This window comes from Sphingomonas chlorellae (assembly GCF_056485145.1).
The window spans coordinates 1,157,379-1,177,375 of record NZ_JBQXXM010000001.1 but is presented as its reverse complement, the minus strand read 5'-3'; the positions used below and the strand labels follow the sequence as shown (position 1 = coordinate 1,177,375).

Here is a 19,997-nt window from a genome sequence, read left to right as displayed (position 1 = left end):
GCGCAGGCGCCGATCGCGGCGCGCAGCACGGGAAGCCGCACGCTCACTTTGCCTTCTCCAGCTCGGCGAGCAGCATCGGCACGTCCTCGGACCGGATGTCGCCGATATGCTGATAGGCGATGCGGCCATGCGCATCGATCACGAAGCTTTCGGGCACGCCCGACGATCCCAGCGCAAGCTGGGCCGCGCTCTGACGATCGTCGCCGATCCGGGCATAGGGATCGCCGTTGCGCGCCAGAAAGGCCTGCACAGCCTCCGGCGTATCGCGCACCGCGATCGCGTCGATCTGGACGCCCGCGGCCTTCAGCTTCATCAGCTGCGCCCCTTCGGCGGCGCACGGGATGCACCAGCTCGCGAACAGGTTGAGCAGCCGCGGCTTGCCCGTCGCGGTAAAGGCATTGGCGGGCAGCCCCGGCCGATCGGGCAAGAGCGGCGGCAGCGCCAGCGCGGGCACCGGCTTGCCCACCATCGCCGAATGCACGGTCCGGTCGGCGGGCTTGCGCAGGCCGAAGGCGACCAGTGCAAACAGCAGGACGAACAGCGCCAGCGGCGCCCAGATCATCAGGTTGCGCTTCATGCGACCGCAGCCTCCCCTTCGTCGTCGCCGATCTCGGCGCCGGCTTCCGGTGCATCGTCCGCCGTCCGGCGGCGTGCGCTGCGGAGACGGTCGAGCACGCGGCCGACCAGCGCGATCAGCCCGCCGAGCGCGATCAGCCCGCCGCCCAGCCAGATCAGCGTCACGAACGGCTTCCACCACAGCCGCAGCTGCCAGCGCCCCTGCGCGTCGTTCTGCCCCAGCACGGTATAGAGTTGGCCGTCGGCAAGCGTCGCGATCGCGGCCTCGTTGGTCGTGGTCGGCGGCGTGCTGAAGAAGCGCTGCTGCGGCACCAGGGCGAATGCCGCGCCGCTGCCGCGCCGCGCCTCGAGCCGCGCTTCGACCGCCGACCAGTTGGGGCCGATCGTCGGGCGCACCTCGGCCAGCGTTACCTTGAACGGACCGACATCGACGCTCTCGCCCACCGAAACGGCCGCCAGTCGTTCCTGCTTGAACGCGCTGTCGCTCGCCATGCCGACCAGGCTGATCGCAACACCCAGATGCGCGATCACCATGCCCCAGATCGGCAGCGGCGTCGTGCGCAGCCGGCGGCCCCGCAGCGGCAACAGGCTTGCGACGGCAAGGCCGAGGCCCAGCGCGATCGCCAGCATCGCCATCCAATGCACCGTCCCGGCGACCGCGATCAGCAACACCAGGCTCAGCACGGCGACCGCGACGGGCGCAACCATTCGCCGCGCCAACGCAGCGGCCGCGTCTCGTCGCCAGCGCAGCAACGGCCCCGCTGCAGTCGCCGCGACCAGCAGAAGCGCCACCGGCGTGATCGCCTTGTTGAAGAACGGCGCGCCGATCGAAAGCTGCACGCCCATCGCCTGCGCGGCCAGCGGATAGAGCGTGCCGATGAATACCACGCCGAGAATCACCGAGAGCAGCAGGTTGTTGAGCACCAGCCCGCCCTCGCGGCTGACCAGCTCGAACGTCGATCCTTGCGTCACGCTGCCCACGCGCGCGCCGAACAGCGCGAGCGCGCCGCCGATATAGATGCCGAGCAGCGCGAGGATGAACGTGCCGCGCGTCGGATCGACGGCAAAGGCGTGGACGCTCACCAGAATGCCCGAACGCACGAGGAAAGTGCCGATCATCGACATCGAGAAGGCGACCACCGCGAGCATCAGCGTCCACGCGCGCAGGCCGTCGCGCGCCGCAAGGACGTTGACCGAATGGAGCAGTGCCGTCGCCGCCAGCCACGGCATCAGCGACGCGTTCTCGACCGGATCCCAGAACCACCAGCCGCCCCAGCCGAGCTCGTAATAGGCCCAATAGCTGCCGGCGGTGATGCCGATCGTCAGGAAGATCCACGCCGCGAGCACCCATGGCCGCATCGCGCGGGCAAAGGCCGGACCCACGTCGCGCATCAACAGCGCGCCCACCGCAAAGCTGAACGCGACCGAAAGCCCGACATAGCCGAGATAGAGCGTCGGCGGGTGGAAGGCGAGGCCGGGATCCTGAAGCAGCGGGTTGAGCCCCTGCCCGTCCGGCGCGGGCGGATTCAGCCGCAGATAGGGGTTCGAGGCAAAGGCGAGAAAGGCATAGAAGCCCAGCGCGATCGCCGCCTGCGCACCCAGCGTCGCGCCCAGCGTTCCCGCTGCCAGCCGTCGCTCGAACAGCGCGACGCCGGCGCCGCACAGCGCCAGCACCGTGACCCACAGCAGCATCGAGCCTTCATGGTTCCCCCATGCGCCCGCGATCTTGTAGAGCAGCGGCTTCAGCGAATGGCTGTTCTGCGCGACCAGCAGCACCGACATGTCCGATCGCACGAACAGCGCGATCAGCGCCGCAAAGGCGCCGAGCGTCAGCACCCCCTGCACCACCGCCGTGCGCCGCAATGCGCCCAGCACGATCGCAGGGTTCTTGCCCGTCCGCGCCGCCTTGGCCACGCCCCAGGCGAGCACCAGCTGCATCAACGCGAATCCTGCCGCGAGCCACAGCGCGGCCAGTCCAGCCTCGGCGATCATTTCGCCAGGCTGTCCGACTTGTGCATCTTGCCCGCGACCTGCGGGGGCATGTAGCGCTCGTCATGCTTGGCGAGCAGGTTGTCGGCGACAAACGCGCCTTCAGGGGTGAACTTGCCCTCGGCCACGACGCCCGATCCTTCCTTGAACAGGTCCGGCGTCACGCCCCGGAACGACACCGGCACGCGTGCCTTGCCGTCGGTCACGGCAAAGGTGATCGAAACGCCGTCGGGCAGGTGACGCAACGACCCTGCCTCGACCATGCCGCCCAGCCGCACCGCCTTGCCGACGGGCGCACCGCCCCCGGCAACGTCGCCGGGTGCATAGAAAAACGCCGCCTGGTCCTTCAGCGCCGACAGGGCAAGCGCGCTTGCACCACCGATCGCGCCCAGCGCGAGGAGGCCGAGCACCAGCCGCTGATGCTTCGCCTTCATCGATCGCGCCTCAGGCTTTCGGCGGCGCTTTCGGCGCGGCGCATCGCGGCCCAGCTCAACGCGGCCAGCAACGCCGTGCCCGCCGCGGTGATCAGATACGCTGCCGAGACGAACAGCCAGTGGTTCATTGTGTCGCCATCCGCTTCAGGCGCGCTTCGACCTTCTGCGTCGCCAGCGCGGCGCGCATCCGCATCAGGACGATGCCGGCGAACAGGAAGGTGAAGCCGCTCATGGTGAAAAACAGGGGCCACAGCATCGACGAATCGATCGTCGAGCGCCCCAGACCGATGCTCTGCCCCTGGTGCAGCGTGTTCCACCACACCACCGAATAACGGATCACGGGCAGCAACACCGAGCCCGCCACGCCGAACAGCGCGGGCACCCGCCCGTCGCCGCCGCGCTCGGCATCGGCCCGCGCCAGCGCGATATAGGCGATGTAGACGAAGAAGAGCAGCAGCATCGACGTCAGTCGCCCGTCCCATTCCCACCACGTCCCCCAGGTCGGCCGGCCCCAGATCGAGCCGGTGACGAGGCAGATCGCGGCAAAGGTCGCCCCCGCCGGCGCCATCGCCCGCGCCGCCAGGTTGGCAAGCGGGTGGCGCCAGATCAGATAGGCGAAGCTGGCGACCGCCAGCCCGCTCCATCCGCCCATTCCCAGCCAGGCGGCGGGGACATGGATATAGAGGATTCGGACGCTGTCCTTCTGCAGATAGTCGGCCGGGGTCTGGGTGAGCCCAGCCCAGCAACCGATCAGGGCGAGCGCGACCCCCGCCCAGAAGAACAGGGGCGTCAGCGGGCGCGCCAGCTTCAGGAAGCGCGCAGGATTGGCGAGTGCATGGATCACGGCAGTAACAGCGCGGCAATAGCGGCGATTGCGACCCGAATCCACTTTGTGGTGTTTGCTTATAGCGTTGTGCCCGGCGGCGGCGCCCGGTTCAGGCTGCCCGGCGGGCGACCGCGTCCGATTTCAGCCATTCGACAAAGGCATCGGCCTCCATCGGCGCACCGAAATAATAGCCCTGGCCCTCGTCGCAGCCCATGTCGCGCAGCATCGTCGCGCTCAGCGAATCCTCGACACCCTCGGCGACCACCCGGAACCCCATGTCCTGCGACATCCGGATCATCGCGGCGACCAGCTTGCGGTGCCGAACGCTCGCGGTCATGTCGCGCACGAAGCTCTGGTCGATCTTGACGACCTGCGCCGGCAGCCGATGCAATCGCGCAAGGCTGCTATAGCCGGTACCGAAATCGTCGACGGCCAGCCGGATGCCGGCCTGGTTGAGCAGCGCGAGCTGGTCGTGCGCGTGGCGCGGCTTCGCGACGAACAGGCTTTCGGTGACCTCCAGCTCCAGCGCCTCGGGCGGCACCCGGTGCTTGAACAGATAGAGCTGCGCCTTGCCCGCGAAATCGGGCTCCTCGAGGTTCGCGACCGACACGTTCACCGACATCGAAAAGTCCGGCCGCGTCTCGCGGATGCGCGCGAGATGGGCGAGCGCCATGTCGATCACCGTTCCGGTCATCGCCCGCGCCAGCGCCGAATGCTCGACGATCGGGATGAATTCGCCCGGCGAAACCTCGCCCAGCTCGGGGTGCCGCCAACGCAGCAGCGCCTCGGCCTGGTGGCAGCGCATCGTCGTGAAGTCGATCCGCGGCTGATACACCAGGCGAAGCTGCTCGGGATCGAGCAACGCCGTCTCGAAATCCTGAAGCAGCCGGAAACGTCGGCGATGCGCCGAATCGCGGGTGCTGCAATGCACCCCCACCGGCGATCCCTGGTGCCGCGCGTCGAGCGCTGCGGCGCTTGCCTGGCGCAGCACGTCGCGCGGGCTGGTCTTGCCGGGAAGGAACGAGGTGACGCCGATCGCCGCCTCGGCGACGAAGCCCACGCTCGTCCGTCCGCGCGTGCGCACCAGCTCTTCCTCCAGCAGCATCACATAATCGGCCGTATCCGCACGGGCGGGGCCGATGAACGCGATCTGCGTCGGCGAAATCTGATAGGCGCGACGGCGCGGGCCGAGCTGGGCACAGATATGCGCCGCCCCTTCCATGATCATTGCGTCGAGCTTGGCCGGACCCAGCACGCGCTGGATGTGCGCGACCTGTTCGGCACTCGCCAGATCCACCACGACCGCCATGCGCGGCTCGTCGCCGGCGGTGCGGGCCAGATCCTCGAGGTCGTCGAAAAACTGGTTGCGATTGGGCAGGCCGCTGATCGGATCGATCCGCCCGACCGCATGCTCCATCTCGACCTGCGCCATCACCAGCGCCGCGAGATCCTGCAGGCCCAGCACCGCGGCGTCGTTCACTTCGCGCGGCTCGGGCGAAAGCACGCAAAGCGCGCCGATCGCGATGCCGTCGCGCGTCACCAGCGGTGCGCCCGCGTAAAAGCGAACATCGGGCGAAAGCCCCGGCCGATCGGGCATCTTCGACCGGGCGCGAAGGTCAGGGATCACGATCGGCCGCCCCTGTTCGGCGACGCGCGCGCACAGCGAGTTCTCGCGCGGAAGCCATTCGAGCGTCGTGCCCACCCGCGACATCAACCGCTGACGGTCGCCGTCGATCAGCGAAACCGCACCGACAGGCGCACCGAAGAGCTGGCAGGCAAGCCGGGTGATGCGGTCGAACCGCTCGCTCGGCCGGACGTTCATCAGTCCAAGCCGGCTCAACGCCATCTGCCGCGCTGCTTCAGATCGTTTCGCTGCGAGCCCCATCCCTTCATTTATAGGATGAGATTCACGGCAGGCGCGGCATCGGCCTGCGTTTGAGCGCAATCGACGCCCGGCGGCCCCGCCCGGCGCGGTCGGCCGGGTCAGCCCCGACCGATCAGCCGCTGCGCGATACGGTCGGCCACGACGCTCGCGGGATCGCCGGTGCGCTCGCTTTCGTCCCACACCTCGACCAGCCGGTCGGGGATGCGCGCGACGCGGGCGTCGACCTCGGCGCGATCGCCCTGCCCCAGATATTCCAGCCCGACATTGATGATGCCGCCGGCGTTGATGACATAATCGGGCGCGTACAGGATCCCGCGATCGTGGAGCAACTGCCCCTCCGCGCCGGTGGCGAGCTGGTTGTTCGCCGCCCCGGCGACCGCACGACAGCGCAGCGCCGCGATCGCCGTCGCGTTCAGGATCCCGCCCAGCGCGCACGGGCTCAGAATGTCGGTCTCGACGCTCAGGATCGCCTGCGGGTCGCTCGTCTCGGCGCCCAGCGCCGCCGCCAGGTTCTGCGCGCGCGCGGTGTCGACATCGGCAAGCACCAACTTGGCGCCGTCTGCCGCCAGCATCCGCGCGACATTGCCGCCGACCGAACCGACACCCTGGATCGCCACGCGGACGCCCTGCATCGTCTCGGCGCCCAGCGCACGCTTCGCCGCCGCCTTGATGCCCAGATAGACGCCGCGTGCCGTCACCGGGCCGGGGTCCCCGCCCGCGCTGCCGTCGGCGACGGGCAGGCCCGAAACATGCCGCGTCTCGGTCGCCACCACCTTCATCCGCGCTTCGGACATACCGACGTCCTCGGCGGTGACATAGCGACCGGCGAGCGATTCGACGGCGCGACCGAACGCCTTGAGCTGCGCCTCGCTGATCACCGCACCCGGCCGATCGGCCAGCACGACACCCTTGCCGCCGCCCAGCGGCAGCCCGGCCATCGCGTTCTTGTAGCTCATCCCGCGCGAAAGGCGCAGCGCATCGGTCACCGCAGCGTGCGAATCGGCATAATGCCAGAAGCGGACGCCCCCGGCCGCCGGACCAAGCGCGGTCGAGTGAATCGCGATGACGGCGCTCAGTCCGCTCGCGCGATCGGTGAAGAAGTGCACGGCTTCGTGCGCGTCGAAATCGGGATAGCCCCAATCGGTCGTCACGGGATCCTCATCTGGCGGAAGAGAGCGTGGCGCAGCGCCGCATCTGGGGCCGCTGGCCGCATGAAAACGCTGGGGCGACCGACGGGACTTGAACCCGCAACCCCTGGTACCACAAACCAGTGCTCTAACCAATTGAGCTACGGTCGCCGCGAAGAAGGCGCCGCTTAGCCGCCTCCGCAGCAATGCGCAAGATGCTTACACGATCCTAACCGCGAGAAATTCGCACCGCCTCTGCCGGCGCGATGATTCCGTCGCGCGCCAGCCGCCGCGCCGCCGCCCCCAGCGTCGGCGCGCGCAAAAAGGCGTGGCGCGCCAGAATCGCCTCGTCACCGCCGTCGTTGATCAGCCGCCGCAGCGCGGCATCGACCTGGATCGTCTCGAACACGGCGCTCTCGCCGGCATGGCCGCTGCCGCCGCACGATTCGCACCCGCTGGGCGAAAAGACGATCGTGCCCGGGTCGAACCCCAGCAACGCCGACACCGATCCCTCGGCCTGAATCGGCGCGCGACATTCCGGGCACAGCATCCGCACGCGCCGCTGCGCCATCACCAGCGTCAGCGTCGAGGCGAGCTGAAAGGGCTCGATCCGCCACGCGCGCAGCTGGCGGATCGCCCCCATCGTGTCGGGGGCGGCCAGCGTCGCCAGTACCAGGCGTCGCCCCTCGGCCGCCTGTGCGGCAAGCATCGCAGCCTCGCGCGACGCCAGCCCGTCGATCGCCAGCACGTCGGGATCCTGCCGCATCGCCGATCGCACCGTCGCCGCATCGGCACTTCCGGCAATCGCGCGCACCACGCCCTCACCTGGCGGCAGATCCGCGACACGCCCGGCACCGAGCATCAGCGTCACACGGTCGTCGCCCGCCACATGCGCGATCAGCGCGTGCAGCGTCGTGCGCGTCGCATCCGCCTCGGGGCCGGTCACCAGCACCAGCCCGCCCTGGCGCAGTGCCGCCACCACCGCCATGTTCGCGGCACCGCGCAGCCCCAGCGCCGCCAGCGCGGCATCCTCGCGATCCTCGTCGCCGATCCCGATCACGATCCGGTGTCCGCCGGCGATCGCCAGCGTCGCCACCGACACCTCGCTGCCGTCGGCAAGGCCGAAATGGCCATGCGGTGCGACGGCCATGCTCCAGGCCAGGATCGCCGACGCAGCGGCGGGCGACAGGGGTTCGGCGTGCGTCAACGATCCATCGACGCGCATCCGCCAGCGCGAATCGTCGATGCGATGGTCGATATGAACGTGCGTCGCCCGCGCCTGCCGCGCCTGATCGATCACCGCCGTCAGCATCGCCGGTTCGGCCGACGCCGGATGGTCGTGCGGAGTAAAGGCTTCCTGCGATCGCTCCATCCCTGCCCTTCCGTTGCGGAAGTTCAGCGCTAGTAATCGTGTTTGAACTTTCGCGGTCACTTTTGTTGCATTTCGATGGTCTTGGCCGCCCGAACTCGATCGGTCTGGCCAGCACCACAGGCTTTTGGCAGGAAGGGACGATGTCGTCCGCGCCGTCACCGCCCGCCCCCGCCCCGCTGCCCGATTTCGGCGGCGGGCTCCCCGCAGAACCGGTGGTGGCTCGCCTCTCCTCGCAGCCTGACGTCCAGCGCGTGCCGCATCCCAAGGTGTCGCTGTTCATCGTGCGCGATTTCGTCGATCCGGCGCTCTGCGCCGCGCTGATCGATCAGATCGACCGGCATCGACGGCCCTCGACGATCGCCGACGACACCGGCGAAGCCGCGTTCCGCACCAGCGAGACCTGCGACCTCGCCTCGGACGAGCCGTCGGTTGCCGAACTTCGCCGCCGGATCATCGCCCTCACCGGCCTGTCGCCCGCACATGCCGAGCCGATGCAGGGGCAACGCTATGCCGTCGGACAGGAGTTCAAGGCGCACACCGACTATTTCGAACCCGACGGGCTCGATTATCTCCGCTTCTGCGAACGCTCGGGCCAGCGCAGCTGGACGGTGATGGTCTATCTGAACGCGGTCGAGGCCGGAGGCGCCACGCGGTTCAAGGTGATCGACAAGACCGTTCAGCCCGAACCGGGCAAGCTGCTCGCCTGGAACAATCGCTGCCCGGACGGCTCGCCCAACCCCGCGACACTCCACCACGCGATGAAGGTTCGCGCGGGCACCAAATATGTCATCACCCAGTGGTTCCGCGAACTGCCGTGGCAGGGCTGACGCCGAAGGCCGCCGCCGGTCAACCATCCGGAACGGCGGCAGGGCCCGGGCTGAACCCGGCCCCTGCCCCGCGCATCAGAAATTGAGCGACAGCCCCAGCGTCGCCGTCGTGCCGACATTGTACAGGTTGTAATAGATCCGGTTCTTCCCCAGCTCCTGATACTCCTTGTACTTGGTGCCGGTGATGTTGCGCACCTCGAGCTTGGCTTCCATCTCGACCCCGGCGATCCGGATGCCCTGCCGCGCGACGAAATCCAGATGGACGCCCGGATATTCATAGATGTCGGGCAACAGCCCCGGCCCGCGCGAGGTCAGCCGCTTGCTGGCATAGGTGAACAACAGCGTCTGCTGCGACAGATGGTCCTGGTCCTCCAGCCCCACTTCCAGGTTGACCAGATGGTCCGACTGGCCGGTCAGCGGGCGGGCATCGAGGAAATAGTCGCTCGCCGGACGCTCGGACGATCCGACCGCGCCGGTGAAGATCGTCGTCGTATCGCCCGGGCGCACCTTCACCCGTGACTTCGAATAGGTATAGTTGGCGATCAGCACCGCGCGGCGCGAACCCCAGACGGGGATGTATTTCTGCGCCTCGACCTCGCCGCCCCACAGCGTCGCGCGCGGCGCATTGGCAAAGCTGGTGAACGGATCCTCGGCGATGAAGCTGCTATAGGTCTCGATCGGCTTGTCGATCTTCTTGTAAAAGCCCGCGAGCGAGACGCGCTGGTCGGGAGCGAAATACCACTCCCAGCGCGCATCGACATTGTACAACTGGCTGTCGCGCAGCAACGGGTTGCCGCGGAACAGGCGGTTGGTCTCCGGATCATAATATTGCTGGAACAGCAGCTCGCGGAACTGCGGCCGCGCGATCGTTTTCGATCCGCTGACGCGCAGCTGCATCTGCGGTGCGACTTCCCATGTCAGCGTCGCGGCGGGCAACAGATAGTCGCGCTCGATCTTGTTCGATGCGCCCGAATTGCTCGGCGTCGTGAACACCTGCAACGGCGACACCGTCTGGCGCGCCGTCTCGAACCGGAAACCGGCATCGAGCGTCAGGCCCGGCGCCAGCGTGACATTGCCCTTCAGATACGCCGCCTGGCTGAGCAGCGCGGCGCGGAACGCCGGATCGGTCTCGGTCGGCTCGACGATGTCGAGGTTGAACGCCTTGATGATCGCCCCGCCGAGCAGCAGGTCGGGGCGCAGCATGCTCACGCCGACCGGGAAATTCTCCAGACTGCCCGCGCGGATCTGAAACTCCCGCCGCGCCGAGGTGCGGCTCGTGTCCGAATAGGCATAGCCCGCGCTCATCGTCAGCGCCGGCGAGAACTTGTAGGAAAAGTCCAGCCCGCCCGAATAGAGGTCCTCGTTCAGCCGCGAAAAGGCGATGTCGGCCGATCCGAGCTGGTTGTCGAGGCGGTTGATGTAATTCCCGCCATAACCTGGAAACGCCCGTTCGGTCGCCAGCACATAGCCGATCGAGGTTTCGAACGGCGAGCGCCGCTTCGAATTGGCATAGCCAAGCCGCACATCGACGCTCATCCCGCGGATCTTGAACTCGCCGACGAACTGCGTGTCGATCAGCTGGCGTTCGAACCATGCGGTATCCTGCAGCATCCGCTGGCGGTCGCCCGACGTATAGTCGATGCCGCGGCCGAGCCGCGCCTGCTTCAGCGTGTCGCGGATATACAGGTTGGTCCAGCGCAGCTTGTTGTCGCCGAACTCGAAACCCAGGCCCAGCAGCCCGTTCACCACGACGCGATTGTCGGTGATGACGCGCTCATAATCGAACCGCTTGCTCGAAAGGTCGGCCGAATCGGCGGCCTGTTGCGTCGCGTCGCGCGTCCGGAACTTGCTGCTGTACCCGGCCGCCGCGATCAGCCCCAGGCGGGCATCGTCGCCCGTATCGATCGCGGTGCCGGCGGTCAGGTTGGCCGACCAGTTGACCGGCATGTCGGTATTGCGCTGCAACAGCGCCGTGCGCGCATTGACGAGCTGCCCGGCGATCGCCTGCCGGTCGGCCAGGCTCAGGTCGCTGATCCGCTGGCGACCGTTGAAGAAGTTCTGGAGCGCGGGCGGCGTCCGGCGCGTGCCGTCGTCGAACCCCGTCCAGTCGTTGCCGCCGCCGGCATAGACATAGCCGAGCTTCCCCGTCGTCCGGCTGTCGGCGCCCACGCTTCCCGAGATCGACAGGAAGCTCTCCTTGGGCACCGCCTTGGTCGTCAGGTTGATGACGCCGCCGCCGAACTCGCCGGGGAAATTGGGCGAATAGCTCTTCTGGACCAGCGATGAGGCAATGACGTTGGTGGGAAAGATGTCGAGCGGCACCACGCGGCGCAGCGGCTCCGGGCTCGGCAGCGGCGACCCGTTGAGCAGCGCCAGCGAATAGCGATCGCCGAGGCCGCGGACATAGACGAAGCCGTTGCCGACCACGCTCAGGCCGGTGACGCGGCCCAGCGCGCCGGCAATGTCGCCCTCGCCGGTCCGCGCGATGTCGGCGCTCGACAGGACCGAGACGACCTGCGGCGTCGACCGGGTGACGTTGGCGCCGCGCCGGCCCACCACCACGATCTCGCCGCCGCCGCCGGGAACCGAAATGTCGGGTGCGGCCTGGTCCTGCGCGGCCTGATCCTGCGCGGCATCGCCGCTCGCCTCGGCGGGAGTGCCTGCCTGCGGGGCGTCGGCGCGCGTCGCGGTGTCGGGCAGCGTGGTCTGGGCGTGGGCGGCAAGCGGCGCCGCCAGCGCGGTGGAAACGAGCAGCAGGCGTGCAAGCCCGGACGGCTTCGTCATGGTCAATCCCCGAAATGTAAAGACGGGGCGGGACGTCGCCACCCGGGCCACGTCCCGCCTTGGTATCGCACTGCCTGTGGCCGGCCTCAGCTCGTGGGCAGGCTGGTGCAGGCGCCGGTGTTGCCCGAACCGAAGTTCGCGGTGGCGCTGTTGCAGGTCCAGCCCTGGAACCAGGTGTCGGTCGAACGGATCGCGCCGATAAAGCCCGCCTTTTCGAAGAAGGCGCCCAGCGTCGACGCGTCGAACGCCGTCACCGCCGCTTCCGACGCGCCGTTGACGAATGCCGGCGTCCCCGCGAGCAGCGTCGTCAGCGTCGGCGTAAAGGCGTCGTTGTTGCCGTTCGCGCCCGAGCCGAAAATGGTCTGGACGTTCGCCGCCGTGACGCCGTTCGCACCCAGATACTTGGTCGACGCGCACTGCATCACCACCGAACGGAACACCGGCGGGCCGGCCTCGTCCTGCGCGGGATCGGCGGCCTGGATCGTGTTCGTGCGGCTGATGCGCAGGCACGGCAGGTCGGGGCTCACCACCACCGAATTGACCAGCGAGTAATCGGTGCCGCCGCGCAGCAGGATCGCCGCCAGGTCCGCACCCGTGGTCGACCGCTGGAGGAAGGTCGCGTTCGACACCAGCGTGTTCTGGCGCGGCGTCTGGCCGTCATTGCTGTTGTCCGAATCGGCCTCGATCATCGCATCGCCGATGCCCGAGCGCTGGACCGCCAGCACATACTGGAAGTTCGCCTTGACGCCCGTGTCGGTGTCGAGATTGTCGTCCTCGGCGCCGACCGCGACGAAATACTTCATGTTCACCCGGCCGCCGAAGAATTCGGCCGCGTCGTCCGAGCTGTTGAAGCTCATGATGTGGTCGATCGTCGTGCCGGTGCCCACGCCCTCGGTCGTCAGCGACTGCAGTTCGGCATCGGCAGACAGGACATAGCCGGAGAAGCGGATCTGGACATAGCTCAGCTTGCCGCTGTTGTCGTTCGGCGTCGCGCCGCCATAGGTCGCCGGGTCGACCGCGCCTTCGGTCTGGCGTTCGCAGCCGACGGTGCCCGGGGTCGCGCCCGTCGCGGCGCAGTCGGTGATCGGCGCGCGGCCCATCAGCACCACGCCGCCCCACTGGCCCGACGCGCTGTCGCCGTTGAGGCCCAGCACATTGTCGCGGCTGGTAAAGACGATCGGCTGCGTCGGCGTGCCGACCGCGTTGATCTTGTTGCCGCGATTGACCGCCAGCCACGACACGCCCGTGCCGCCGAAGACGATGACGCCGGGTTCGATCGACAGCGTCACGCTCTTCTCGCCCGCGACCGGGGTGGCGCCCAGGTCGCTGCCCACGTCGACGCGACCGCCGAGGCGATAGAGCAGGCCCGGCAGCTTGGGCAGGTTGGTGCTGACGTTGATCTTGGCCGGCAGCGTGCACACGCGCCATTCGCCCGTCGGGCCGGTGATGACGCCGCTGTCGGTCAGGCCCTGCGGGTCCGCGATCGTCGGGCAGCCGCTGGCCGCCTTCACCGTCCCGCCGGTCGGCGTCGGCGTCGGGGTCGGGGTGGTCGGCGTCGGATTGTTGATGATGACGTTGCCGCCGGTGCCCGGCGAGGCAATGTCGTTGGCGCCGTCACAGGCGGACAGCGCTGCGGCAGCGCAGCTGGTGGCTAGAACGAGGCTGACGCGTTTGAAGCTGGCCATAAAGTCTCCGTTCCGGCAGGGCGCCGGGTTGTGCCGAGGGCGAATGCGCGGGATCGACTCGATGGCTCGATCGATCACATCCGGCGGCTAACGGGCTTGGATGACGCCAAAACGCGTTTTCAGAGACAGTTGCGTGACTGTCATATGACAGTTCGAAGGCGTTGCGCGGATGCAATGCAGCATCGCCCCCGCACAATGCGCGGTCGGTCAGGGCGCGCGCACGATCCGCCCGGCCTGCATGACAAAGGTGACGCGGCGCAGATCGGCGGGCGCGACGCTCGGATCGCCAGCCACCGCGACCAAGTCGGCCTCCAGCCCCGGCGCGATCCGGCCGATGCGGTCGCCCATCCCCAGGATGCGCGCATTGCCCGCGGTCGCGATGCGCAGCGCCTCGGCCGGTGCCAGCCCCCATTGCGCCATCAGCTCGATCTCGCGCGCGTTGTCGCCATGGCGAAACACCCCGGTGTCGCCGCCGACGCACAGCGTCACGCCCGATCGCAGCGCGGCGGCATAGCTTCGCCGCTTGACCGCGATCGCCTCGGGTTCGGGCGTTCCCGCCTTCCATCCGGCATAGCGCGCGCTTGCCTCGCTCGCGGCCAGCGTCGGACACAGCGCCGTCCCGCGCGCCTGCATCAGCGCCAGCGTCTCGGGCGTCGCATCGTTGCCATGCTCGATCGTGTCGGCGCCGGCCAGCACCGCGCGGCGAATCCCCTCGGGCGTGCTCGCATGGACCGCCACCTTGCGCCCGGCATCGTGCGCCGCCGCGACGGCGGCCGTCATTTCGGCCTGGCTGAAGGTCGGCCGGCTCGGCTCGCCCGGCGCCCAGCGATAATCGGCATAGAGCTTCACCCAGTCGGCGCCATGCGCGATCTGGCGCCGCACCGCCGCGACCAGCCCCTCGCCGCTCGCCTCCTCGGCGCCCTGCGGCACGTCGAAGGCATAGCCCTTGGGACCATAGGCGCCCGTGGCCACCAGCGCGCGACCGGCGATCAGCAGCCGCGGGCCGGGAACGATCCCTTGCGCGATCGCCGTCTTCAGCCCGGCATCGGCTTCCCCCGCGCCTTCGGTGCCCAGGTCGCGGACCGTCGTGAACCCGGCCATCAGCGTCGTCCGCGCCTGCGCCACCGCACGCGCGGTACGCAGCGCCAGCGGCTCCTTAATCACCTGGTCGTTCCAGCTCGTCTCGTCATAGGGGTGGAGAAACAGGTGGACGTGCAGGTCGATCAGCCCGGGGATCAGCGTCGTCCCGGCGAGCCGCAGCACCGTCGCGCCCGGCGGCGGCGTCACCGTTTCACCGACGCCCGCGATCCGGCCATGGTCGACCAGCACCTTCCAGCCGGCATGGCTCACCCGGTCCTCGGCGGTGAACACGCGGTCGGGCACCAGCAGTACGGCCCCCGCGCCCGCATCGGCCGTTGGAACCGCGGGCGGTGCCGCGCCATTCTGCGCCTGTGCGCCGCCGGCCGTGACCGTGGCGACCAGCAGCGCCAGTCCCCGCACCGCCCCCATGCGCTTCCGTCCGTTCGCCCACGCCATTCCGTTGCCCCCGATTGCGACCATCGCCGCGCATCCTGGCACCGGCACCGCCGCACGGGCAAGGCGAATGCCCGCAAAAGCAAAGAAGCCCGCGAGCCGTTCGGCCAGCGGGCTTCTTCAAAATGGTGGGCGCGGCAAGGATTGAACTTGCGACCCCTGCGGTGTGAACACAGTGCTCTACCACTGAGCTACGCGCCCATTGCCTTGCGGCAAATCCGGGAAGCGGGCCTTTAGGGCGCTGCGTTGCGCCTGTCCAGCCCCCAATTCCCGGATCGCGAAAAAATCAGTTCACCGAGTCCTTCAGCACCTTGCCCGCCTTGAACTTGGGCTGGTTCGAAGCCTTGATGGTCATTTCCTCGCCCGTGCGCGGGTTGCGGCCGGTCGAAGCCTTGCGCTTGCTGACCGAGAACGTGCCGAAACCGACAAGGCGAACCTCGTCCCCCTTCTTCAGCGCCACGGTGATCGCGTCGAACACGGCCTCGACGGCCTTGGTGGCATCACCCTTGCCGAGGCCGGAGGTCTCCGCGACCTGACCGATCAGCTCTTGCTTGTTCATGTTGCTGGGATCCCCCTGATCAAAATGCGTCAAAATGAATGAATCGCGGCGCGAAGCCGGAGGGGCCAGCAAGCACGCCGGCCCCGCCGCTGTCAAAGGCTTTCCCCGTGATTCGCTCGGAATTGACCTCAAAATCAGTGGTGCACGGGGTCTCCCAGCCCGGGAACGCCCACGGGCGGCTGCGTCGCCAGCTCGTCGGCCTCGGTCCAGTCGATCGGCGTCAGCGGTTCGGTGAGCGCCAGGCGCAGCACCTCGTCGACATGCGCGACCGGCACGATCTCCAGCGCCTCGCCGATATTGGCGGGGATTTCGGCCAGGTCCTTCTCGTTCTCGGTCGGGATCAGCACCGTCTTGATCCCCCCGCGCATCGCCGCGAGCAGCTTTTCCTTCAGCCCGCCGATCGGCAGCACGCGGCCGCGCAGCGTCACCTCGCCGGTCATCGCCACGTCCTTGCGCACCGCCACGCCGGTCAGCGTCGAGACGATCGACGTGACCAGCCCGATGCCCGCCGACGGACCGTCCTTGGGCACCGCGCCTTCGGGGAGGTGGACGTGGATGTCCTTGCGCCCGAACAGGCTCGGCTTGATGCCATATTGCGGCGCCCGCGCCTTGACGAAGCTGAACGCGGCCTCGACCGATTCCTTCATCACGTCGCCCAGCTTGCCCGTCGTCTTGATCGCGCCCTTGCCGGGCACGGTGACGCTCTCGATGGTCAGCAGTTCGCCGCCCACCTCGGTCCAGGCAAGGCCGGTCACCGCACCGATCTGGTGCTCCTCCTCGCCCACGCCGAAGCGATATTTCCGCACGCCGGCATAGTCGGCCAGGTTCTCGGGGGTGATGGTGACCTGGGTCTCCTTGCCCTCAAGGATCTTGCGCAGGCTCTTGCGCGCAAGCTTGGCGATCTCGCGCTCGAGCGTGCGGACGCCCGCCTCACGCGTGTAATAACGGATCAGGTCGCGCAGGCCCGCGTTGGTGAGCGTGAACTCGCCGTCCTTCAGCCCGTGCGCATCGATCTGCTTGGCGATCAGGTGCCGCTCGGCGATCTCGACCTTCTCGTCCTCGGTATAGCCCTCCAGCCGGATGATCTCCATGCGGTCGAGCAGCGGCTGCGGCAGGTTGAGCGAGTTGGCGGTGCACACGAACATGATGTCCGAAAGATCGATGTCGATCTCCAGATAATGATCGTTGAACTTGCTGTTCTGCTCGGGGTCGAGCACCTCGAGCAGCGCCGACGCCGGATCGCCGCGGAAGTCCTGGCCCAGCTTGTCGATCTCGTCGAGCAGGAACAGCGGGTTCGACGTGCCCGCCTTTTTCAGGTTCGACACGATCTTGCCCGGCAGCGAGCCGATATAGGTACGCCGGTGGCCGCGAATCTCGGCCTCGTCGCGCACGCCGCCCAGCGACTGGCGGATGAACTCGCGGCCCGTCGCCTTGGCGATGCTCTTGCCCAGGCTGGTCTTGCCGACGCCCGGCGGGCCGACGAGGCACAGGATCGGCCCCTTCAGCTTGTTGGTGCGCGCCTGGACCGCCAGATACTCGATGATCCGGTCCTTCACCTTTTCCAGCGCGTAATGATCCTCGTCGAGGATCGCCTGCGCCTCGCCGATATCCTTTTTCAGCTTCGACTTCTTGCCCCAGGGCAGCCCCAGCAGCACGTCGAGATAGTTGCGCACGACGGTGGCCTCGGCCGACATCGGCGCCATCGTCTTGAGCTTCTTCAGCTCGCTCTGCGCCTTGCCGCGCGCTTCCTTCGACAGCTTCAGCGTGGCGATCTTCTGCGTCAGCTCGGCAACCTCGTTGCCCTCGCCGTCCTCGCCCTCGTTGCCCAGCTCGCGCTGGATCGCCTTCAGCTGCTCGTTGAGGTAATATTCGCGCTGGGTCTTCTCCATCTGGCGCTTGACGCGGCTGCGGATCTTCTTCTCGACCTGCAGCACGCCCAGTTCGCCCTCCATGAAGGCGAACACCATCTCCAGCCGCTTGGCCGGATCGCGCTCGACCAGCAGCGACTGCTTGTCGGCGACCTTCACCGCGATATTCGCCGCCACCGCATCGGCCAGCCGCGACGGATCGTCGATCTCGCTCAGCTGCACGGCGGTCTCGGCCGGCAGCTTGCGGTTGAGCTTGGCATAATTCTCGAACTGCTCGACCACCGAACGCATCAGCGCACGCACCTCGGCGCCGTCGCTTTCGACGTCGGCGACCGGGCTCACATGCGCCACGAGATAGTTGCCCGCGTCCTCGATCGAATCGAGCGTCCCGCGCTGCTTGCCCGCCACCAGCACGCGCACGGTGCCGTCGGGCAGCTTCAGCAGCTGCAGCACCTCGGCCGAAACGCCCGTGTCGTACAGGTCCTCGCGGCCCGGATCGTCCTCGGCAGGGTCGAGCTGCGACACGAGGAAGATTTCCTTGTCGCTCGCCATCGCGGCCTCGAGCGCGGCGACCGATTTGTCTCGCCCGACAAAGAGCGGTACGATCATCTGCGGAAACACAACGATATCGCGAAGCGGCAGGACGGGATAAGACTGCTTCATGAAAACTCCGGGTCGGCCCAATCGGGCCCTTGTGCTCCCTATATATGGGTACAGTGCCAGCGGCATCAATCACCGCCGCGATTTCACTTCGGCCGTTTCGGCCTCGAACGGCCGCATTTGCCGGCTTGCCGGTACGGCGCGCGGCGTCGCGCTGGTCGCGGCGGCGCTCGCGGCGATCCCCGCCGCCTCGGCACAGCGCAGCACCGCGACGCCGGGCGAACCGCCGATCACCGCGGTGACGCAGGCATCGGGCGGGCCGGTCGCGCCCGAACGCGCCGCGCTCCATCTCGATCATGTCGACCTCGCGATCACCGTGCTCCCCGAAACGCACCGGATCGAGGGGGTCGCCCAGCTCACGCTGCGCAGCACGATCGCGCAGGACCGGCTGCTGATCGACCTCGATCGCAACCTGCCCGTCTCCGCCGTCCGTATCGACGGCGCGGCGCTCCCGGCCGGGGCATGGCGCAATCCCGACGGGCGGCTCGTCGTCACGCTCCCGCGCCCGCTCGCCGCGAATACCCCGGCCAGGGTCGAGATCCATTATGGCGGCCGCCCGCACGTCGCGGTCCGGCCGCCCTGGGACGACGGGCTGGTCTGGTCGACGACGCCCGCCGGGGCGCCGTGGATCGCCACCACGGCAGAGGGCTATGGCTGCGACCTGTTCTGGCCGTGTCTCGATTTTCCCGCGGGAGAACCCGACGCGGTCGATCTCCACATCACCGTCCCGCGCGGGCTGTCCGCGCCCTCGAACGGCGTGCTTCAGCGTGTCGAGACGCTCGCCGACGGCCGCACCACCTGGCACTGGCGCGCGCGCAGCCCCAATCCCTATTCGGTCGCGCTCAACATCGCGCCCTATCGCGAGCTGACCGCGCCCTATGCCAGCCGCTTCGGCTACACCGTGCCGATGCACTATTGGTATCTGCCGGGCGAGGACGTTCAGGCGCGCGGGCTGTTCGCCGAATTCGCACCGGCGCTCGATTTCTTCGAGGCCAATCTAGGCCCCTATCCCTGGCATGACGAAAAGGTCGGCGTGGTCGAAACGCCGCATCTCGGCATGGAGCACCAGACGATCAACGCCTATGGCAACGGCTATCGCAAGACGCCCAGCGGCTTTGACGAGATTTTCCAGCACGAACTCGCGCACGAATGGTTCGGCAACCAGATGTCGGCCGCCAACTGGGACGATTATTGGCTGCACGAGGCGTTCGCCCAGTACATGCAGCCGCTCTATGGCCGCTGGCGCGAGGGCGAGGCGCGCTATGCCGTGATGATGGATGCCTTCCGCAACCAGATCCGCAACGGCGCGCCGATCGTCCGCGGCCGCGTGCTCACCGAAGAGGAAGTGTACGAGGAATCGCGCGGCGGCCCCGGGCTCGACATCTATGTGAAGGGCGCGTGGGTGCTTCACACGCTGCGCAACCTCGTCGGCGACAAGGCCTTCTGGGAGATGACGCGGCGGCTCGTCTATGGGCGGCCCGATCCGCAGCCGGGCAATTTCCGCCCGCGCTTCGCCACCACCGACGAGTTCATCCGCATCGCCAATTCGGTCAGCGGGCGCGATCTCAACTGGTTCTTCGACGTCTATCTGCGCGAGGCGGCGCTTCCCGACCTGATCGCGACGCGCACCGGCGACACGCTGCACCTCGCCTGGCAGGTGCCGGGCAACCGCCCCTTCCCGCTCCCGGTCGAGGTCGAGGTCGACGGCCGCGTCCAGACGGTCGCGATGCCCGACGGCAAGGCGACGCTCGCCGTGCCCGCCGGCGCGCATATCGTGCTCGATCCGCAATCGCGCATCCTGCGCCGCTCGCCCGCGGTCGAGGCATATCGCGCCGCCCGCGAGCGCTAATTGCCCTGAATGACCAACTGCCG

General features: G+C 68.2%; 15 protein-coding genes and 2 tRNA genes. 2 read left to right on the top strand and 15 right to left on the bottom strand.

Features of this window, described 5'->3' with window-relative positions:
• Window positions 1–43: 43 nt before the first annotated feature.
• The 9 genes from ACT3CF_RS05435 to ACT3CF_RS05395 all read right to left on the bottom strand — a co-directional run bounded on the left by ACT3CF_RS05435 (window position 44) and on the right by ACT3CF_RS05395 (window position 8,209).
• Window positions 44–577: a redoxin family protein gene (locus ACT3CF_RS05435; RefSeq protein WP_478420938.1), complete on the bottom strand. Its 534-nt coding sequence runs from the start codon at window positions 575–577 to the stop codon at window positions 44–46.
• Entirely contained in the window at window positions 574–2,568 is a 1,995-nt protein-coding gene (locus ACT3CF_RS05430; RefSeq protein ID WP_478420936.1) for a heme lyase CcmF/NrfE family subunit, read from the bottom strand. The genes ACT3CF_RS05435 and ACT3CF_RS05430 overlap by 4 nt, the downstream gene beginning before the upstream one ends.
• The gene (ccmE, locus tag ACT3CF_RS05425) at window positions 2,565–2,999 is read right to left on the bottom strand and encodes a cytochrome c maturation protein CcmE (protein ID WP_478420934.1); all 435 of its coding nucleotides are present in this window, start codon (window positions 2,997–2,999) and stop codon (window positions 2,565–2,567) included. Before ccmE ends, ACT3CF_RS05430 begins: the two co-directional genes overlap by 4 nt.
• Entirely contained in the window at window positions 2,996–3,127 is a 132-nt protein-coding gene (locus ACT3CF_RS05420) for a hypothetical protein (protein WP_478420932.1), read from the bottom strand. The genes ccmE and ACT3CF_RS05420 overlap by 4 nt, the downstream gene beginning before the upstream one ends.
• The gene (gene ccmC / locus ACT3CF_RS05415; protein WP_478421364.1) at window positions 3,124–3,843 is read right to left on the bottom strand and encodes a heme ABC transporter permease CcmC; all 720 of its coding nucleotides are present in this window, start codon (window positions 3,841–3,843) and stop codon (window positions 3,124–3,126) included. Before ccmC ends, ACT3CF_RS05420 begins: the two co-directional genes overlap by 4 nt.
• Before the next feature lie 91 nt (window positions 3,844–3,934).
• Window positions 3,935–5,671, bottom strand: coding sequence for an EAL domain-containing protein (locus ACT3CF_RS05410; RefSeq protein WP_478420930.1), 1,737 nt, complete (start codon window positions 5,669–5,671; stop codon window positions 3,935–3,937).
• Window positions 5,672–5,808: 137 nt separating this feature from the next.
• Window positions 5,809–6,861, bottom strand: coding sequence for a Glu/Leu/Phe/Val family dehydrogenase (locus tag ACT3CF_RS05405; protein ID WP_478420928.1), 1,053 nt, complete (start codon window positions 6,859–6,861; stop codon window positions 5,809–5,811).
• A gap of 70 nt (window positions 6,862–6,931) precedes the next feature.
• Window positions 6,932–7,008 (bottom strand) — tRNA-His (locus tag ACT3CF_RS05400).
• A gap of 58 nt (window positions 7,009–7,066) precedes the next feature.
• Window positions 7,067–8,209 (bottom strand): ATPase, T2SS/T4P/T4SS family, encoded by a 1,143-nt coding sequence (locus ACT3CF_RS05395; protein WP_478420926.1) that lies wholly within the window; start codon window positions 8,207–8,209, stop codon window positions 7,067–7,069.
• 140 nt (window positions 8,210–8,349) lie between these two features.
• Between ACT3CF_RS05395 and ACT3CF_RS05390 the strand changes: the two genes are divergently transcribed.
• Window positions 8,350–9,036 carry a prolyl hydroxylase family protein gene (locus tag ACT3CF_RS05390; protein ID WP_478420924.1) on the top strand — a complete coding sequence of 229 codons (687 nt, stop codon included), beginning with the start codon at window positions 8,350–8,352 and terminating at the stop codon, window positions 9,034–9,036.
• 75 nt (window positions 9,037–9,111) lie between these two features.
• On the opposite strand, the gene ACT3CF_RS05385 is transcribed toward ACT3CF_RS05390, so the two are convergent.
• The 6 genes from ACT3CF_RS05385 to lon form a co-directional block, all read right to left on the bottom strand.
• Window positions 9,112–11,820, bottom strand: a complete 2,709-nt coding sequence (locus ACT3CF_RS05385) for a TonB-dependent receptor domain-containing protein (protein WP_478420922.1) — start codon at window positions 11,818–11,820, stop codon at window positions 9,112–9,114.
• 86 nt (window positions 11,821–11,906) lie between these two features.
• The gene (locus tag ACT3CF_RS05380; protein ID WP_478420920.1) at window positions 11,907–13,505 is read right to left on the bottom strand and encodes a hypothetical protein; all 1,599 of its coding nucleotides are present in this window, start codon (window positions 13,503–13,505) and stop codon (window positions 11,907–11,909) included.
• A 207-nt stretch (window positions 13,506–13,712) separates the two neighbouring features.
• Entirely contained in the window at window positions 13,713–15,014 is a 1,302-nt protein-coding gene (locus ACT3CF_RS05375) for a metal-dependent hydrolase family protein (RefSeq protein ID WP_478420918.1), read from the bottom strand.
• Between the two features lie 150 nt (window positions 15,015–15,164).
• A tRNA-Val gene (locus ACT3CF_RS05370) sits at window positions 15,165–15,239 on the bottom strand.
• An 85-nt stretch (window positions 15,240–15,324) separates the two neighbouring features.
• The gene (locus ACT3CF_RS05365; protein WP_478420916.1) at window positions 15,325–15,597 is read right to left on the bottom strand and encodes an HU family DNA-binding protein; all 273 of its coding nucleotides are present in this window, start codon (window positions 15,595–15,597) and stop codon (window positions 15,325–15,327) included.
• A gap of 134 nt (window positions 15,598–15,731) precedes the next feature.
• Entirely contained in the window at window positions 15,732–18,128 is a 2,397-nt protein-coding gene (gene lon, locus ACT3CF_RS05360) for an endopeptidase La (RefSeq protein WP_478420914.1), read from the bottom strand.
• Window positions 18,129–18,279: 151 nt separating this feature from the next.
• Between lon and ACT3CF_RS05355 the strand changes: the two genes are divergently transcribed.
• Window positions 18,280–19,974 (top strand): M1 family metallopeptidase, encoded by a 1,695-nt coding sequence (locus tag ACT3CF_RS05355; protein ID WP_478421363.1) that lies wholly within the window; start codon window positions 18,280–18,282, stop codon window positions 19,972–19,974.
• Window positions 19,975–19,997: the final 23 nt, after the last annotated feature.

Excerpts from the sequence above, each read along its gene's own strand:
- ACT3CF_RS05435 (WP_478420938.1), bottom strand. The coding sequence starts at position 577 with ATGAAGCGCAACCTGATGATCTGGGCGCCGCTGGCGCTGTTCGTCCTG.
- ACT3CF_RS05430 (WP_478420936.1), bottom strand. The coding sequence starts at position 2,568 with ATGATCGCCGAGGCTGGACTGGCCGCGCTGTGGCTCGCGGCAGGATTC.
- ccmE (WP_478420934.1), bottom strand. The coding sequence starts at position 2,999 with ATGAAGGCGAAGCATCAGCGGCTGGTGCTCGGCCTCCTCGCGCTGGGC.
- ACT3CF_RS05420 (WP_478420932.1), bottom strand. The coding sequence starts at position 3,127 with ATGAACCACTGGCTGTTCGTCTCGGCAGCGTATCTGATCACCGCGGCG.
- ACT3CF_RS05410 (WP_478420930.1), bottom strand. The coding sequence starts at position 5,671 with ATGGCGTTGAGCCGGCTTGGACTGATGAACGTCCGGCCGAGCGAGCGG.
- ACT3CF_RS05395 (WP_478420926.1), bottom strand. The coding sequence starts at position 8,209 with ATGGAGCGATCGCAGGAAGCCTTTACTCCGCACGACCATCCGGCGTCG.
- ACT3CF_RS05390 (WP_478420924.1), top strand. The coding sequence starts at position 8,350 with ATGTCGTCCGCGCCGTCACCGCCCGCCCCCGCCCCGCTGCCCGATTTC.
- ACT3CF_RS05385 (WP_478420922.1), bottom strand. The coding sequence starts at position 11,820 with ATGACGAAGCCGTCCGGGCTTGCACGCCTGCTGCTCGTTTCCACCGCG.
- ACT3CF_RS05380 (WP_478420920.1), bottom strand. The coding sequence starts at position 13,505 with ATGGCCAGCTTCAAACGCGTCAGCCTCGTTCTAGCCACCAGCTGCGCT.
- ACT3CF_RS05375 (WP_478420918.1), bottom strand. The coding sequence starts at position 15,014 with ATGGGGGCGGTGCGGGGACTGGCGCTGCTGGTCGCCACGGTCACGGCC.
- ACT3CF_RS05365 (WP_478420916.1), bottom strand. The coding sequence starts at position 15,597 with ATGAACAAGCAAGAGCTGATCGGTCAGGTCGCGGAGACCTCCGGCCTC.
- lon (WP_478420914.1), bottom strand. The coding sequence starts at position 18,128 with ATGAAGCAGTCTTATCCCGTCCTGCCGCTTCGCGATATCGTTGTGTTT.